At 69.2% G+C, this 16292-nt stretch carries 17 protein-coding genes; 5 read left to right on the top strand and 12 right to left on the bottom strand.

What is annotated here, in order from left to right; translation table 11 throughout:
* Positions 1-13 precede the first annotated feature (13 nt).
* The 9 genes from ACULK2_RS01950 to ACULK2_RS01910 all read right to left on the bottom strand — a co-directional run bounded on the left by ACULK2_RS01950 (position 14) and on the right by ACULK2_RS01910 (position 8152).
* The gene (locus tag ACULK2_RS01950; RefSeq protein ID WP_445970071.1) at positions 14-871 is read right to left on the bottom strand and encodes a type II secretion system F family protein; all 858 of its coding nucleotides are present in this window, start codon (positions 869-871) and stop codon (positions 14-16) included.
* Positions 872-880: 9 nt separating this feature from the next.
* Positions 881-1834: a type II secretion system F family protein gene (locus ACULK2_RS01945; protein ID WP_445970072.1), complete on the bottom strand. Its 954-nt coding sequence runs from the start codon at positions 1832-1834 to the stop codon at positions 881-883.
* Entirely contained in the window at positions 1834-3309 is a 1476-nt protein-coding gene (locus tag ACULK2_RS01940; RefSeq protein WP_445970073.1) for a TadA family conjugal transfer-associated ATPase, read from the bottom strand. The genes ACULK2_RS01945 and ACULK2_RS01940 overlap by 1 nt, the downstream gene beginning before the upstream one ends.
* Positions 3306-4739 (bottom strand): CpaE/TadZ family protein, encoded by a 1434-nt coding sequence (locus ACULK2_RS01935; protein ID WP_445970074.1) that lies wholly within the window; start codon positions 4737-4739, stop codon positions 3306-3308. The genes ACULK2_RS01940 and ACULK2_RS01935 overlap by 4 nt, the downstream gene beginning before the upstream one ends.
* Positions 4736-5500, bottom strand: a complete 765-nt coding sequence (cpaB, locus tag ACULK2_RS01930; RefSeq protein ID WP_445970075.1) for a Flp pilus assembly protein CpaB — start codon at positions 5498-5500, stop codon at positions 4736-4738. Before cpaB ends, ACULK2_RS01935 begins: the two co-directional genes overlap by 4 nt.
* 48 nt (positions 5501-5548) lie before the next feature.
* A complete protein-coding gene (locus ACULK2_RS01925) occupies positions 5549-6529 on the bottom strand; it encodes a TadE/TadG family type IV pilus assembly protein (protein WP_445970076.1) in 981 nt (326 codons plus the stop codon).
* Positions 6529-6957: a TadE/TadG family type IV pilus assembly protein gene (locus tag ACULK2_RS01920; protein ID WP_501044948.1), complete on the bottom strand. Its 429-nt coding sequence runs from the start codon at positions 6955-6957 to the stop codon at positions 6529-6531. Before ACULK2_RS01920 ends, ACULK2_RS01925 begins: the two co-directional genes overlap by 1 nt.
* A gap of 79 nt (positions 6958-7036) precedes the next feature.
* The gene (locus ACULK2_RS01915; RefSeq protein ID WP_445970078.1) at positions 7037-7237 is read right to left on the bottom strand and encodes a Flp family type IVb pilin; all 201 of its coding nucleotides are present in this window, start codon (positions 7235-7237) and stop codon (positions 7037-7039) included.
* Between the two features lie 255 nt (positions 7238-7492).
* Complete coding sequence (locus ACULK2_RS01910; protein ID WP_445970079.1) at positions 7493-8152, bottom strand: prepilin peptidase; 660 nt, start codon at positions 8150-8152, stop codon at positions 7493-7495.
* A 75-nt stretch (positions 8153-8227) separates the two neighbouring features.
* Between ACULK2_RS01910 and ACULK2_RS01905 the strand changes: the two genes are divergently transcribed.
* The gene (locus ACULK2_RS01905; protein WP_445970080.1) at positions 8228-8548 is read left to right on the top strand and encodes a hypothetical protein; all 321 of its coding nucleotides are present in this window, start codon (positions 8228-8230) and stop codon (positions 8546-8548) included.
* 151 nt (positions 8549-8699) lie between these two features.
* Positions 8700-9317, top strand: a complete 618-nt coding sequence (locus ACULK2_RS01900) for a hypothetical protein (RefSeq protein ID WP_445970081.1) — start codon at positions 8700-8702, stop codon at positions 9315-9317.
* A 5-nt stretch (positions 9318-9322) separates the two neighbouring features.
* On the opposite strand, the gene ACULK2_RS01895 is transcribed toward ACULK2_RS01900, so the two are convergent.
* Together ACULK2_RS01895 and ACULK2_RS01890 are read right to left on the bottom strand one after the other, a co-directional pair.
* Entirely contained in the window at positions 9323-10702 is a 1380-nt protein-coding gene (locus ACULK2_RS01895; protein ID WP_445970082.1) for an FAD-dependent oxidoreductase, read from the bottom strand.
* A 34-nt stretch (positions 10703-10736) separates the two neighbouring features.
* Positions 10737-11855, bottom strand: coding sequence for a polyprenyl synthetase family protein (locus ACULK2_RS01890; RefSeq protein WP_445970103.1), 1119 nt, complete (start codon positions 11853-11855; stop codon positions 10737-10739).
* A 154-nt stretch (positions 11856-12009) separates the two neighbouring features.
* Here ACULK2_RS01890 and ACULK2_RS01885 point away from each other — a divergent pair, with 154 nt between their 5' ends.
* From ACULK2_RS01885 to ACULK2_RS01875, 3 genes are all read left to right on the top strand, one after another.
* Positions 12010-12687 carry a TetR/AcrR family transcriptional regulator gene (locus ACULK2_RS01885; RefSeq protein WP_445970083.1) on the top strand — a complete coding sequence of 226 codons (678 nt, stop codon included), beginning with the start codon at positions 12010-12012 and terminating at the stop codon, positions 12685-12687.
* Positions 12688-12780: 93 nt separating this feature from the next.
* Positions 12781-13776, top strand: a complete 996-nt coding sequence (locus tag ACULK2_RS01880; protein WP_445970084.1) for an ABC transporter ATP-binding protein — start codon at positions 12781-12783, stop codon at positions 13774-13776.
* Positions 13773-15512, top strand: a complete 1740-nt coding sequence (locus tag ACULK2_RS01875; protein ID WP_445970085.1) for an ABC transporter permease — start codon at positions 13773-13775, stop codon at positions 15510-15512. The genes ACULK2_RS01880 and ACULK2_RS01875 overlap by 4 nt, the downstream gene beginning before the upstream one ends.
* Before the next feature lie 60 nt (positions 15513-15572).
* Here the strand turns inward: ACULK2_RS01875 and ACULK2_RS01870 are convergent, their stop codons facing one another.
* On the bottom strand, positions 15573-16292 hold the full coding sequence (locus ACULK2_RS01870; RefSeq protein ID WP_445970086.1) for a demethylmenaquinone methyltransferase: 720 nt from the start codon (positions 16290-16292) through the stop codon (positions 15573-15575).

The following is a 16292-nucleotide window of genomic DNA, read 5'->3' as shown; positions in this document are numbered from 1 at the left end:
CGGAAGCCCTCGGTCAGCCGAAGGCAGCGATCATACCGATCACTGCCGGTGTGAGGATGACGATGAACAGCACGGGCAGGATGCAGAAGACGAGCGGGAAGACGATCTTCACCGGCACCTTCATCGCCTGCTCCTCCGCACGCTGACGACGCTTGACGCGCATCTCGCCAGCCTGCACACGAAGCACGTCGGCGATCGCGACACCGTATGCGTCGGCTTGCTGCACGGCTCGGACGAAGCGTCGAAGGTCCTCACTGTTGGTGCGTTGTTCGAGCGCTGCGTAGGCGTCACGGCGCGTACGCCCGATGCTCATGTCCTGCAGCGTCCGGATGAGTTCTTCCGCCATCGGTCCACGTCCATTGCGACCGGCCTTCGCCATCGCTGCGTCGAACCCGAGCCCGGCCTCGACGGCGATGGTCATCTGGTCGAGCGTGTCAGGGAGCGCCCGCTGGATCGCCGTCTGCCGGTCGTGCGCACGACTGTTGATCAGCACGTCGGGCAGGAAGAAGCCGAGAACGAGTGCGGCGAACACCAGGATGACGCGGATGGAAGCCGGGTCCGATGCGATGAACAACCAGCCGAGGATGAGCACGGTACAGACGAGGACGGTCTTCCAGACGAAGATCCGACTGACCGACCATCCCGCGGGTCGGGCCGCGAAGGTGATCTGCCGTTCCAGCCACCCGATGTACCCCTTCGGTGCCGCCTTGACCAGGCTCTCCGAGAAGGAGGTGCGCTGGACGGCGGTCGCGGTCGATTCCTCGACCCCTGCCTCAACCGTCTTGGCGCGGCCTGCGCCGATGAGGAACCAGGCGACGAGTCCGATCGAGATGCCGACCGTCAGCGCGGCGACGAGTCCGATGGCGTTCATGAGCACTTCCTAGAACTTGACACGGACGGTGAAGAACATCCAGATGGTTCCGCCCACCAGGAGCAGGAGGGCGATGAACAGGGCGATCCACCCGATGAGGCTGGTGAACATGGGAGCGAAATAGCCCGGCTGGACCCAGAGGAGGAAGAGGAAGACGCCGACCGGGAGCAGGACGAGGATGATCCCCGACAGCCGCCCCTCGGCGCTCAGCGCACGCACCTGACGGCGGATCTGGTTGCGCTCGCGAATGGTGTGGGCGACCTGTTCGAGCACCTCTGCGAGGTTGCCGCCCGCTTCGCGGTTGATCGCGATCGCCTGCGCGACCCACGAGAAGTCGTCGCTCTGCATCCGCTCGGCCGTGACCGAGAGTGCGTCACCGAGATCTCGCCCGAGCCGGGTCTCGTTGACGACGCGCGCCAGTTCCTCGGAGGTCGGTGCATCGGCTTCGCGCGACACGGAGTCGATGGCGCGAAGCAGACTGTGTCCGGCGCGCAGGCCGCCCGAGAGGAGTTGCAGGGTGTCGTCGAGCTGATACTCGAACTTCGCGCGTCGCCTGCTCGTCCGAACGGCGATGAGGACCCTCGATCCCACGAAGGCGAGCGCACCGAGTACCAATGCAAGCGGAATGGACCAGAAGGTGCCCCAGCCGATGACGAACCCGAGCATTGCGAGGACGGCTGCGGCCGACATGGTGACGACCGTGAATCCGGCAGGCTCCATCTTGATGCCTGCCTGCTCGAGCCGATAGCGACGCATGCTGTCGTCGCGCCCCCGCGTCGCCGATTCGACCACCGAGATGGTCCGTCCGGCGATCCGGCTGAGGGCGGTGTCGATCTCCTCACCCGGTGCGACACGACGGCTCTTGCTGATTCGCGGCGGCGCGGGGAAGAAGACGAACAGCACCAGCACCAGGAGTGCGAGGAGGGCGATCGAGACGCCGAGGATCAATACGACCGGGCTCATCAGAACTCCCGGGTCGGGCGGAACTCCGGCTGGAAGACCGACATCGGCAGCGGGATCCCGACGTCGGCGAGTCGCTCGGCGAACCGCGGGCGAACGCCGGTCGGGGCGGCGTGGCCGCGGAACCTGCCGTGCTCGTCGATGCCGGCAGAGTAATCGAATGTGAACGCATCCTGAAGCGTGACGATGTCCCCCTCCATGCCTTGCACTTCGGTGACGTGCGTGATCCGCCTGGTCCCGTCCTTCAGACGCCCGATCTGGATGATGATGTCGAGCGCGGAGGCGATCTGCTCGCGAATCGCTCGCAGCGGCAGGTCCATACCGGCCATCAGCACGAGGGTCTCCATGCGCGAAATGGCGTCACGAGGTGAATTCGCGTGGATGGTCGAGATCGACCCCTCGTGGCCCGTGTTCATCGCCTGGAGCATGTCGAGGCTCTCGCCGCCTCGGACCTCACCGATGACGATTCGGTCCGGCCGCATGCGGAGCGAGTTGCGAACGAGGTCGCGAATGGTGACCTCGCCTCGCCCCTCGATGTTGGACGGGCGCGACTCGAGCCTCACGACGTGGTCCTGCTGCAACTGCAGCTCGACGGCGTCCTCGATGGTGATGATGCGCTCGCTGGTGGGGATGAACGCCGACAGCACGTTGAGCAGCGTGGTCTTGCCCGTGCCGGTACCGCCCGAGACGAGGATGTTGAGTCGTCCGCGTACTGCGGCGTCGAGGACGGTCGCCATCTCACGACTCATCGTTCCGAACGAGATCAGGTCCTCGACGGTGTACGGGGTCCGCGCGAACTTCCGGACGGTGAGCGACGGCCCGTTGACCGCGAGAGGAGGGATGATCGCGTTGACGCGGGACCCATCATCAAGGCGTGCGTCCACCAAGGGCGACGACTCGTCGATACGTCGTCCGACACGCGACACGATGCGTTCGATCACACGGCGGAGCTGCGCCTCGCTCGTGAAGCGCAGCGATGACTCCTGGAGACGGCCGCTGCGCTCGACGTAGATCTGGTCGTGTCGGTTGACCATGACCTCCGTGATGGTCGGGTCGTCGAGCAGCGGCTCGAGCGGACCGTAGCCGAGCACGTCCGCCGCGATCTCGTCGATGAGGCGATTCCGTTCGGCGCTGGTCAGCGCGGTCTGCTCGGACGCGACGATCTGGCCCAGCTCGGCCCGAGCGAGCGCGTGCAGCTTCTCCTCGGTCATCGAGGAATCGTTCAGGCGGTTCCCGATGCGCGAGAACAGCTCCTGCGCGGCGGATTCCTTGAATGCGGCCAGCGGGTCAGCCATCGATTCGACGTGAAGAGTCGGCATCAGCGTGGTCTCGGGCTGAGCGTCTGTCTCGCGCCCATCGCCCGGTTCAAGTTCATCGACCTCGTCGACCTCGTCGACCACCGGGCTCTCGGGCGCGGAGGGAGCAACCGGCGTTCGTCGGATTCCGCGCGCGGCATCGAGTCGTTCGTTCAACCTCATTCTGCGGCCGCCCTTCTCATGGTGCGTCGGCGTCGGGCATGGGCATCGGGGTCTATTCGAAGCGCGAGGTCCCGCAACGCGACTGCGGCGTGATCCCTCGGGTCACTCACGACCAGCGGGACCCCACGGTTGCTCGCGAGGAGCACGGCGCTCGATCGGGGCATCACGACGTTCATCTGCACGCCCGCGATGCGCTCCGCGTCGCGTACGGTGAGGCCGCTGTGCCGGTCCGTGAAGTTCAGCACGATGTGGCGGTTGGTGGGCAGGAGCCCCACCTGCTGGAGGAGCTCGAGCTCGGTCCTCATGGCGCGGAGGCTCGGGACGCCCATGTTGGTGACGAATACCCCGTCCGTGGCGTTCTCCAGCACGGCAAGCGTGTGCTCGCCGAGCCCCGGCGTGGTGTCGACGATCACGTACCGGAAGATGCCGGCGAGTCGACGCAGGAGTGCGCCGAGTTGCTCGGCCGAGACGTCGTCCCCGGCTTCGGGGGAGGCCGCCCCCGGAATCACGTAGAAGCCCTCGGGATGGCGCAGGAGATAGGTCTTCAGCGCCAGTTCGTCGCCACTCGCGGCGACCTGGACGGAGTCGACGAGGGTGTGGGTCGGCTCCAGGTCGAGCGCGGTCGCGATGTCTCCGAACTGAACGTCTGCATCGACGAGGACGACCGAGTTCGGGGCGGCGGAGGCCAGCGCTGCCGCCAGGTTCACCGAGACCGTCGTCTTGCCCTGTCCGCCCTTCGGAGCGACGACGGCGAGCACGTCGGTCCTGGCTCCTTCGGGCAGTTCGGCCGGGAACAGCCACTCGGGTTCGGGTTCGGGTTCCGGTTCCGGTTCCGGTTCCGGTTCGGGTTCCGGCGCCGGTTCCGGTTCCGGCTCGGGTTCCGCTTCGAGTCCTGGCGCGTCGACGAACTCCGGCTCGGTCACCGGCTCCGCGGGTGTGAGCCTGGATCCGGCAACGAGCCGGCTCAGGAGGTCTTCGGGCTCGCTCTGAGGGGGCTCCTCGACCGGAACGTAAGCACGATCGCCCCAATCGCCGACCGTCGTGTCGACGTCGTGGGCTTGGGCGAGCCAATCCCTCAATCGGGTGAACAGCGCAAGGCTGACCGCCTCGCTCGCATCGGGAGCGAGCACGGCATGCAGGCGCATCCCGTCCACCCAGTCCTCGAGATCCGCGCGCTGCTCGCGGACCACGATGATGCCGACGTTCGGATAACGCTCGACGAGGGACTCCACGAGTTGCCGCGACTCCTCGTAGTTGAGCACCGGGCCGAGGAGGGCGATGTGGGGAACCTGATCCGGGATCTGGGCGAGGACCTGATCCACGCCGAAGCTCAGGTACTCCCCGGCGACGCTCGCGAGCTCGCTGCCGAGCATCGAGCCGAGTCGGGACTCGTACTCGACGCTGCGACTGATGAGCAGGTATCGGGTCACGGCAGGATGTTGGCTGGTCCGATGAGTTGCGAGCCCTCGGTGCTCGTGTCCTCGTTCTGCAGGGTGAGCCAGACACCGGCGAGGTCGTCCTCCTGCATCTCACGCGCCCAGACGAGCTTCTCGATCTGCGGGGTGGTCATCGCCACGGTGACCATGATGTTCTGAACTGCGGTCGTCGTCTCTTCGCCGTTCTCCGGCGTGAAGGTCGAGCCGGCCCTGACCCTGGTGACGAGCACCTGGTTGTCGATGAACCGAGTCACCGGCGAGGTCGTGACGGTGCCCTCCGCGTTCGGCTCGCCCGGCTGGATCTTGTTGGTCACGACGATACCGATCCGGCTGCCGGGCTGGATCGCGCCGCCGACGACCCGCTGCACCTCGAGCGCCACGGTGACCTCCTGCATGCCCTCGGGCACCGGTACGTCGCCCTGAGCCGCGAGGACGGCCGGGTCCACGAACCGGTCCTCACGCAGCTGGTCGCCTGGGAGCAACTCGGCGGCCGCGACCAGGCCCTCGAGATCGGCGAGGTCGGTCACGCGATCCTCGGCGACGGAGATCGCCGGCAGTTCGGTGAGCGAGATGAACTCCTCGATCTGAGACGCCGACGTGCCCTCCGGGATCGACTCGTCGACGATGTACACGTCGACGAACTCGGCCCCTTCGGCGGCCCGCTGGTCGGCGCCTCGGACGTATCCGACGAGCACGACGGTGCCGACGATTGCGAGGACCAGGGCGACGAGGGCTCCGATGATGCGAGTCTTCATGTTGGGATGCTTTCGGGTCGGGCGGCGGGGGTTCCCGGGTCGTCGGGATCAGTCGAGCAGGTCTGCGAGTTGGCTGTCGGTGATGACGAGTCGGACCACATCGACTCCGAAGTCGGGGCCGCCGACCTCCCAGTCAGCTCCAAGGTCGACCCACTCGGTGAAGTAGCCCTGGATGCCGCGGCAGGCGCCGACGCAGGCGGGTGAGAGCGGATCAGGGTTGTTGAACACGCCGGGCCCACCACCCGTGAGCTTCCAGCCGGTGACGACGAAGGCCGCGAAGGCCAGGATGTGGAACTCGCCGTTCTGGCCGTTGATGTCGTTCCCGCCGTCGTAGACCGGCACCAGCACGGTCTCGCCCTCGAGGTCATTGAACAGGTAGGCGCACTCGGCTGCCGGGTCGATACCCGGGTCGCTTCCGGCGAACCCGGTGTCGAGGTCGATGAAGGCCTCGCAGGCGCCGCCCTCGAGGTCGAGCCATCCGAAGCCACCCTCGACGGGCTGGCCGTCTGATCGGGTGCAGTCGTTCTCGCTCGTCTGGTGATACTCGATGAGCACCCGGACCTCGAGCGTCGGATCCTGGAACTCGCAGAGCGACAGGGCCAAGGGAAGCACGATGCCCGAGTTCGGGCTGCCCCACTCGGCCGAACTGACGGCCTGGACCACGGTGGAGTCCATTCCCGTGAGGACCGAGGCGAGAGGGTGGCTCACCGAATTGTCGGTCGTGACCGTCACGCGATTGGCGTCGTAGTCGATCTGCGGTGCCAAAGCCGTGGGGCTCGAGATGGACGAGTTCTGCAGCACGAACTCGCTCGCGATGCTGCCCGCACTCGCGCCGCAGGCAGCTTCGTCGGCGGCGCACGCGGTTGCGACGGCCATCGCAGCCGCGTCGGCGCCATTCTGCTGGGCGGCGCGCTCGGCGTAGAGCGCGCCGACGTCGACCGCGATCGCCGCAGCACCGATCAGGGGCACGATCAGCAGCCCGACGAGCACTGCGCTTGCGCCGCGCTCGCCCCGCCGAAGTCGCGTCATCATCCGCCGCATACCATCTGCCCTTCCGCCTGGAGCGCGAACGTGTTGCCGGTCGCCCACTCCCAGAACCCGGGAACGATCAAGTCCACCGTGTACGTGACGGTCGCGTGCACCGGAGTGCCCTCGTCGAGGTCTTCGCAGGTGCCCACGCTGAGGAGCACCTGACCTGGGTCGATCGCCGGATTCAGCGCCGGCGCTGTGGCGATCGCCGCAGCCTGGGCCTCGCCCACGTTGTCCCGGATCGCCATTACCCTCGCGGCCTCTCGAGCGGCGTTCGAGAGTTGGATCTGAATGTTGAAGAGGCGACCGAACTCGAAGATGCCCAGAATGAGGGCAAGCAGGATCGGCAATACGAGAGCGAACTCGACCGCAGCCGCGCCTCTCTCCTTGCGAAGGGACAACTTTCTCACCCGTTCAGCACTCCTCATGAAATGTCCATGCACTGGAGGCCGTCGTGAGACGACCTCCAGTGCATGGAGACGCGACGTATGTTCGCGCAGCCGAGGATCAGGGGGTGAGCGCAGCCCCGACCAGGTCGAAGATGGCGTCGAGGTTCGTACCGATGAGGGTGACCGCGACGATGATCACGACGGCGATTAAAGCGACCATGAGGCCGTACTCGACCGCGGTCGCGCCCTCCTCCTTGGCGCGGATCTCGGCGATGCGGCTGAGGGCCTTGGCCTGGGCCTTGGCGAGGAGCTTGGACATGAGAGACACCCTTCGGGTCGTACAAAATCGAGGTGCCGCCCACGTGTGCAAGCGGCCCGTGAAAGGTATCGATACATCCGAATCAGACGCTATGCCCCATTTCGGGGCACCCCCTGACTGGGTACAGGCTGGGGTACAAACGTGACCTGCGCGTAACTCAACTGTCAGCATCCGAGTGGTACAGTCCGCTTTTCGGGGGACAGCGCTCCGAGCATCAGGGGACAGCCGAACTCGGATCCGGCAGCGGACGGCGCGTCAGTTCGACAAGACGAGCAGCGCCAGCACCGCCCCAGCCACCATCGACGGACCGAACGGCACCGAGCCCTTGAGCGTCACGCGCCGCAGTGCGAGCGCCGCGATCGCCACGACTCCGCCGACGAGGAACGCACCGAACAGCCCGGCGACCCACATGAACCAGCCGAACCAGCCGAGCGCCAGCCCGAGCGGCAGCGCGAACTTCACGTCCCCCATGCCCATGGCCTTCGGCGAGATGAGGGCGAGCACGAAGTAGAAGAGGAACATGCCGGCGGAGCCGACGGCCGCCCAGGCGAGGCGGAGCCACTCCCCCGTCAGTGCAGACGCGGGGACGAGCAGCACTCCGACCGCCAGCAGGGTCGGAAAGACCATCGCGTTCGGCAGCCGCTTCTCGGTGAGGTCGACGATCGAGAGGGCGACGCCGGCGGCGGCGAGCGCGAGCAGCGCCGGAAGCACGGGATCGAGGCCGTATCGCCAGGCGAACAGCCCGAACAGCAGGGCGGTCGTGCCCGCCGACCATGCGCGGAGGGCGCGGAGCGGCATCCGTTCCGCCCGATCGCGGTGGATGTTCCGGTCGGTCCACGCGGCGAGCGGCCACCACCCCAGCCCGGCGCCGAGGAGCGCTGCTCCGACGACGAGGGCGACGGAGGCGAAGGGCATGCTGTGCAGCGTAGCGCGGCGCCCGCCGCGCGAGCGGCGTAGGCTCCCCCGCGAAGCCATCGACAGGGGGATGACATGGACGACGTGCAGGCGACCTACGACGCCGTGGCGAACGAACTGCTCCGGGACGCCGACTACGACGTGGATGCCACGCCCGACGGGCTGCTCGTGAAGGGCAAGCTGTTCGCGTTCCTCGACGGCGAGCACCTCGTGGTCGACCTGCCCGCGACACGCTCGTCCGACCTGCGGGCGCGCGGCATCGCCGTGCCCTTCCACTCGACGCGTGGCGGAGACAGTCGTACCTGGGTGCGCGTCGCCGACCGCGAGCTCTGGTCCGAGCTCGCGCGCGAGGCGCACACCTACGTCGGCGAGCCGCCGGTGGGCCGTCAGTCCTGACCGGCACGATCGCGACCTGACTCCACCCGCCGGGCCCGGAGTCGCCTCCGGCTCAAGCGGAGCACGTCACCCGTATTGGGACTGATCGCTGACCTCCGACCGCCGTACGCTTCGTCCACCGACGCAATCCGCGCCGAGAAGGAGCGCAATGATGCCCAGGTCGTCACGTACCGCACTGATCCTCGCCGCAGCCACGGTCCTCGTCACGCTCGGCGTTGCCGCACCGGCCAACGCCGCACCTTCCCCGAAGAGCAACGCTCCCGCAGCATCCGCCACCGCCGGAACCCCCGACGGAGACGCCGTCTCCATCGACTACGCGATCAACCGGGGCTCCCAGGCCATCGCGAGCCAGGCCTGCGACGTCGACGGCACCCCCGTCGCCTGCGACGACGCTGCCGACACGACCACGAAGAAGGCGTCGACCTGGTCGGTCGATCTCGACGGACTTGCCGTCGGCGAGCACACGTTCACCGTGACGTTCACGCTCACCGGCGGCGGATCGGCGGCCGCGTCGGCGGGCTTCACCATCGACGGCCCGACGCTCGAGGAGGCATGCGCGTCGCTGACCGGTACGCTGATCGCTGCTCCCCCCGGGTTCGTCTGGGCCTGCGGGGCAGTCCCCTACACCGGCGGCCTCACCGGCGTCGATGCCATCCTGACGGCAGGCATCGCTGCACTGGGACCGTTCTGCCCGAGCGGCAACTTCGTCGGCTCATATGCCTACAGCGAAGCGGGCCAGTACTACGGGTACTGGTACTGCTCGCTCTGACCGCGCTACGCCTCGCCACGCGAGATCCCGACCATCTCGTCGCGCGGCACGACCTTGATGCGGGTGCGCTCCTCGGCGGCGCCGAGCGCCTGCTCGTACTCGTCGAGGCGGTGCCATCCGTCGAGGTCGGTCCACTGGATGCCGCGGGACTCGAGCATCTCGATCACCGACTCCTCGGAGGGCGCCTCGGGGCGCCACCAGTTGCCGAGGTCGTTGATGAGGTGCTTGATGGTCTCCATGGCGTCGGACTTGGTGTGGCCGATGAGGCCGACGGGGCCGCGCTTGATCCAGCCGGTCGCGTAGACGCCGTACATCTGGCGCGACTGTCCGGTCTCCTTGTCGTTGATCAGCACCTGGCCCTCGTGGTTCGGGATGACCCCGAACTTCTTGTCGAAGGGGATGCCGGGCAGCGGCGAACCGAAGTAGCCGACCGCGCGGTAGAGCGCCTGGATCGGGATCTCGCGGATCTCGCCGGTGCCGACGACGCCGCCCTCGCCGTCGGGCGCGGTGCGCTCGTAGCGCAGTGCGCCCACCCGCCCGGTGCCGTCGTCGACGACCTCGAGGGGCTTGGCGAAGAAGTGCAGGTGCAGGCGGCGCGACGCCTGTCCGGTTTCGCGCTTGCGCCACTGCTGCAGCACCTTGTCGATCACGAAGACCTGCTTGTTGCCCGCGACGGCGGCGCGCGCGGCGTCGTCGTAGTCGAAGTCCTCGTCGTAGACGATCATGTCGACGTCGCGCAGCTCGCCGAGCTCGCGCAGTTCGAGCGGCGTGAACTTCACCGACGTCGGGCCGCGACGGCCGAAGACGTGCACGTCGGTGACCGGTGAGCGCGAAAGCCCCTCGTACACGTTCGCGGGGATCTCGGTCGGCAGCAGGTCCTCGGCGTGCTTGGCGAGCATGCGCGCCGCGTCGAGCGCGACGTTGCCGTTGCCGATGACGCCGACCGACTGCGCGTCGAGCGGCCACTCGCGCGGGTAGTCGGGGTGCCCGTCGTACCAGCTGACGAAGTCGGCCGCGCCGTACGAGCCCTCGAGGTCGACGCCCGGGATGTGCAGGTCGGCGTCCTTCACCGCACCCGTCGCGAAGATGACCGCGTTGTAGTGCTTCTTGAGGTCGGCGAGCGTGATGTCCTCGCCGAAGCGCACGTTGCCGAAGATCCGGATGTCGCCGCGGTCGAGCACCTCGCGGAGGGCCGTGATGATGCCCTTGATGCGCGGGTGGTCGGGCGCGACCCCGTAGCGCACCAGCCCGTAGGGTGCGGGCAGGTGATCGAACAGGTCGATCGAGACGTCGAAGTTCCGCTCCGACTTCAGCAGGATGTCGGCGGCGTAGATGCCGGCGGGGCCGGCTCCGACGATGGCCAGGCGCAGCTTGTTCCTCGTCACCGGTCGGGTCCTCCTGTCGTTCCGGGCGTCGAGCTCAACTCGAACGCTCCACGATGGTGTCGGCGAAGCGCGTCAGCGCCTTCTTCACGCTGCCCTCGGGCACGGACGCGAGCGCGGCGACCGCCTCGTGCGCCCAGCGGTGCGCCTCGGCGAGCGTCGCGCGCGTCGCCTCGTGCTCGCGCAGCTCGTCGACGAGCGCGTCGATCGTCGCACGCGACGGCACGATGCGGGCCGCGAGCGTGTTGGTGTCGAACGGGTCGCCCGCCTCGTCGGCCGGCGCGGGGAGCACGTCGCGGCGGATCCGATCGAGCAGCTCGGCCGACGCGGCATCCGTCTTGGCCAGGTCTTCGAGCCGCAGCAGCGGCAGCGTCACGACGCCCGCTCGCAGGTCGGTGCCGGGCACCTTGCCGGTCTCCTCCGGCTGCGGCGACAGGTCGATGACGTCGTCGATGAGCTGGAACGCGACGCCGATCTTCTCGCCGAACTCGATGATGGGCGCCTCGAGCGCGGGGTCGGCGTTGCCGAAGATGATGCCCGACTGCGCGGCCGCGGCGATGAGCGAGCCGGTCTTGTCGGCGAGCACCTGGATGTAGTGCTCGATCGGGTCCTCGTCGGGGTCGGGCCCGACGGTCTCGTTGAGCTGACCCAGCACGAGGCGCTCGAACGTGTCGGCCTGCATGCGGATGGCGCGCTCCCCGAGCTTCGCCATCAGCTGGCTGGCACGAGCGAACAGCAGGTCGCCGGTGAGGATCGCGACCGAGTTGCCCCACACCGTCTGCGCGCTCGGCACGCCGCGGCGACGCTCGGATTCGTCCATGACGTCGTCGTGGTACAGCGAACCGAGGTGCGTGATCTCGATCGCCATCGCTGCGGTGATGACGTCGTCGACGGCGCCGTCGCCGAGCTGTGCGGTGAGGAGCGTCAGCATCGGGCGCACGCGCTTGCCGCCCGCCTCGAGCAGGTAGCGGCTCGTGACATCCGCCACGGCGTCCGCGAAGCGGACCTGCTCGGCGAGCCCCGACTCGACGCGCTCGAGCCCGTCGTCGATGGCCCGGGCCATGGCTCGATCGGCCGCGGAGGCGAACACCCGCTCGCTGAGGCCGAGGTTGGCCGCGAGCGAGGAGGCGCGACGGACCGTGTGGCTCGGATTCACGAGCCCCAGCCTACCGAGAGCGAGCCGAGCGGATGCTGCGAGCTCGTCGAATGCGGCGAGCCCGAGTGTCCACGGCGTCGAGTGCCGTTCCGCGGCGATCTGGCGCACATGACACCCTTGACGGCGTCATGAACGAGTGTTTACCATGGTGAACATGCGTTCACCGCTGCCGCAGGCCGCCGCAGACCTCACCTCCAGGGCGAGGGTGCGCGATGCCGCGATCCTCCGCTTCGGGAGCGACGGCTTCGACGTCGGCCTCCGCGCGATCGCGAAGGACGCCGGGGTCAGCGCCGCGATGATCGTGAAGCTCTTCGGCTCGAAGGACGGGCTGCGCGAAGCCTGCGACGAGCACGTGTTCACGGTCATCCGCGAGAGCAAGACCGAGGTGCTGGGCGGCGACGGCGCACCCGGCGCGTTCATCGGCCAGCTCGCCCGCATGGAGGCCTACCGGCCGATGATCGCGTACACCCTGCGCAGCATCCAGGCCGGCGGCGCGCACGCGCGCGAGTTCATCGAGCACATGGTGTCCGACGCGCTCGCCTACGTGGCGGCCGGCGTCGAGGCCGGGACGATCGTGCCGAGTCGCGACGAGGAGGCCCGCGTTCGGTTCCTGCTCGGCGCGACGCTCGGCACGCTGCTCATCGAGCTGTCGATGAACCCCGACCCGAAGGCCATACAGACCGGCGAGTTCTGGGACCGGGCGCTCAGCCGGCTCACGCTGCCCGCGCTCGAGATCTACACCGAGGGCTTCCTCATGGATCGCACCCTCCTCGAGACGTATCTCCTCTACATCCCCGATCCCCCGCAGCGCGCCGCAGGCACCGTCGCCTGACACGACCCCATTCACCCGGCGCATCCGCGCTCGGCGCAGCTGTGCCCTCGCGTGGCGCGAGCGCGCCATCCATCGAACGGAAAGCAGACCATCATGTCCACCCTCATCCAGCACGCCGACCGCGCCGACCAGGCCGGTCCCGCCATCCGCACCGCCGGGCTCCGCAAGCGCTTCGGCTCCGTCACCGCCCTCGACGGCCTCGACCTGACGGTCGAGCGCGGCGAGGTCCACGGGTTCCTCGGGCCGAACGGCGCGGGCAAGTCCACGACCATCCGCGTCCTCCTCGGGCTCCTCCGCTCCGACGGCGGCGAGGCCGAGCTGCTCGGCGGCGACCCGTGGGCCGACGCCGTCGACCTGCACCGCCGCCTCGCGTACGTGCCCGGCGACGTCGAGCTCTGGCCGAACCTCACGGGCGGCGAAGCCATCGACCTGCTCGGCCGGCTCCGCGGCGGCGTCGACCGCAAGCGTCGCGACGAACTCTGCGACCGGTTCGACCTCGACCCGCGCAAGAAGGGCCGCACCTACTCCAAGGGCAACCGGCAGAAGGTCGCCCTCATCGCCGCGCTCGCGAGCGACGTCGAGCTCCTGCTCCTCGACGAGCCCACCTCCGGGCTCGACCCGCTCATGGAGGCGGTGTTCCAGGCGTGCATCCGAGAGGCGAAGGATGCCGGTCGGACCGTGCTGCTCTCGAGCCACATCCTCGCGCAGGTCGAGGTGCTCGCCGACCGCATCTCGATCGTCCGCCAGGGCCGCATCGTCGAGACCGGCAGCCTCCGCGACCTCCGCCACCTGACGCGGACGAGCGTGTCGGCGATCGTCGACCGGCCGGCCGACGCCATCGCCGCGCTTCCCGGCGTGCACGAGCTCCGGAGCGAGGGCGGACAGGTCGCCTTCGAGGTCGACGGCGAGGCGATGCCCGCGGTGGTCCGCGAGCTCGCGGCGCTCGGCGTGACCGGTCTCACCGCGACGCCGCCGACGCTCGAGCAGCTCCTGCTCCGCCACTACGGCGACCACATCACCGACGACGACGCATCCGGCACGAACGCCGACGGCGGCGCCGCGGCATCCTCGATGGAGGTGGCACGATGACCACCGACGGACTCGCGACGGTCACCGACGCCACGACCGGCACGAGCGGCAGCGGGGACGCCGCCGCCGGCACCCGGCGAGCGCGACGCATCCGCCCCACCGCCCCGGCCCCGCGACCGGTCGCCGACCACGGCACGCTCACCGGCACCGGCCGGCTGCTCCGCTTCATGCTCCGCCGCGACCGGATCCGCTTCCCGTCCTGGACGCTCGGGCTCACCGCGCTGCTGGCGTACTTCGCCAACGCGCTGCAGCTCGTCTTCCCGACCGCCGCCGACCTCGAGGCGTTCAGCGCGTTCTCGTCGAACCCGGCCGCCGCCCTCCTCATGGGGCCCGGATTCGGCGACGCCGAACCGACGCTCGCCGTGTTCCTCACGAGCACGTACGGGCTGTACCTCATCATCGGTGCGGCGCTCATGAGCATCCTCACCGTGGTGCGGCACACCCGGCTGGAGGAGCAGTCGGGGCGCGCCGAACTCGTCCGGGCCAACGTGATCGGACGCCACGCGCCGCTCACGGCCGGCCTCCTCGTCGCTGCGCTCATGAACGTCGTCGTCGCGGCGCTCATGACCCTGCTCCTCGTCGGGCTCGAGTTCCACCCGGCCGGATCGGCGGTCTTCGGCGCGAGCGTGGGCGCTGCGGGCCTCGCGTTCGCGGGCATCACGGCCACGACCGTGCAGCTGACCGCGTTCCCGCGGACCGCGTCCGGGATCGCCGGCGCCGTGCTCGGGGCTGCGTTCCTCGTCCGCGGGCTCGGCGACATGTCGACCGCGCAGGGCGGCGACCTCGGCTGGCTGACCTGGCTCAGCCCGATCGGCTGGTCGCAGCAGGTCGCGCCGTTCGTCGACGACCGGTGGTGGCCCCTCGCGATCTCGATCGGATGCTTCGTGCTGTTCGCCGCACTCGGGTACGCGCTCGCCGCGCGCCGCGACCTCGCCGCCGGCCTCGTCGCCCCGCGCCGCGGGCACGCGTCGGCGCCCGCGTGGCTCTCGAGCCCGTTCGCGCTCGCCGTCCGGCTGCAGCGGGCGAGCCTGATCGGCTGGACCGCGTCGCTGTTCGCCGGCGGCATCGTCTACGGCGCGTTCACGCAGGCCATGCTCGAGGGCTTCGCCGACGCGCCGCCCGAGCTGCTCGTGCTGTTCGGCGGCGAGGAGGACCTGCTCACGGGCTACCTCGCCATGATGGGGCTCCTGTTCGCACTGACCTCGACGATCTACGCCATCCTCGCGATGCAGTCGCTGAAGTCGGAGGAGACCGACGGTCGCACGGAGGCCGTGCTCGCGGCATCCGTCGGCCGACCGGGCTGGCTCGGGTCGTGGCTCGCGGCGACCGCGCTCGGCGTCGTGCTGCTGCTCGGCTCGGCCGGGCTCGGCACGGCGATCGGCGCGGCCGTCAGCACGGGCGAGGGCGAGCTCTTCGGTGACGTGTTCGTCGGGCACGTCGCGCACGTGCCGGCCGTGTGGGTGACGCTCGCGATCGCGGCCGTGCTCTACGGTGCGCTCCCGCGCCTCGTCGCGCTCACCTGGTTCGTGTTCGGGTACGCCTTCCTGCTGGGCTTCTTCGGCCCGCTGCTCGACGCCCCGGACTGGGCGGTCGAACTCTCGCCGTTCGAGCACATCGGCGAGTACCCGGGCGACGAGCTGTCGGGCGTCGCGATCGTCGTGCTCACCGGGATCGCGGCGGCGCTGGCCGCGGCCTCCCTCGCGCTGTTCCGGCGGCGCGACCTCATCACGGCCTGACGCCGGCGGAGCGCGGCCGGGCGGCGTCGGCTGCCCGGCCGCGTTCGCGTGCCGTCGGGCTCAGGCGTCGACGACGTCGAGCGGCTTGCGCCCTCGGTGGAGCGCCACGATGCCCGCGGACAGGTTGCGCCACGCGACATCCGCCCACCCGGCCTCGCGGATCCAGCCGGCGAGCGTCGGCTGGTCGGGCCACGCGTTGATCGACTCGTTGAGGTAGTCGTACGCGTCGTCGTTCGAGCTCGACAGCCTTACGAGCGGCGGCATGACGACCTTCTGGTAGAAGTCGTACCCCGCGCGCACGACGCCGGTCGGCGGGTGCGAGAACTCGCACACCACGAGGCGTCCGCCGGGCTTCGTCACGCGCAGGAACTCGGCGAGCGCGACCTTCGGCTCCTTAACGTTGCGCAACCCGAACGAGATCGTGACGGCGTCGAACTCGGCATCGCCGAAGGGCAGCTTCATCGCGTCGGCCTCGACGAACACGAGGTTCTGCACGTGCGCCTGGCGGCGGCGTCCGACCTCGATCATGCCCGGCGAGAAGTCGGCGGCGACGACGCTCGCACCCGACTTCGCGAGGCTCGCGCTCGAGGTGCCCGTGCCCGCCGCGACGTCGAGGATGCGCTCGCCGCGCTTCGGCGCGACGGCCTTCGTCGTGGCGACGCGCCACAGGGCGGCGTTGCCGACGGACAGCACCGCGTTCGTGCGGTCGTAGCGCGCCGCGACGCGGTCGAACATCGCCGAGACGTCACGGGGGTCCTTGCCGAGGTCTGCGCGCGTCAT

The sequence above is a fragment of the Agromyces molybdatiresistens genome (assembly GCF_052748445.2).
Note: the sequence above shows the minus strand (reverse complement) of the source record. Positions and strands in the feature narration are given on the sequence as shown.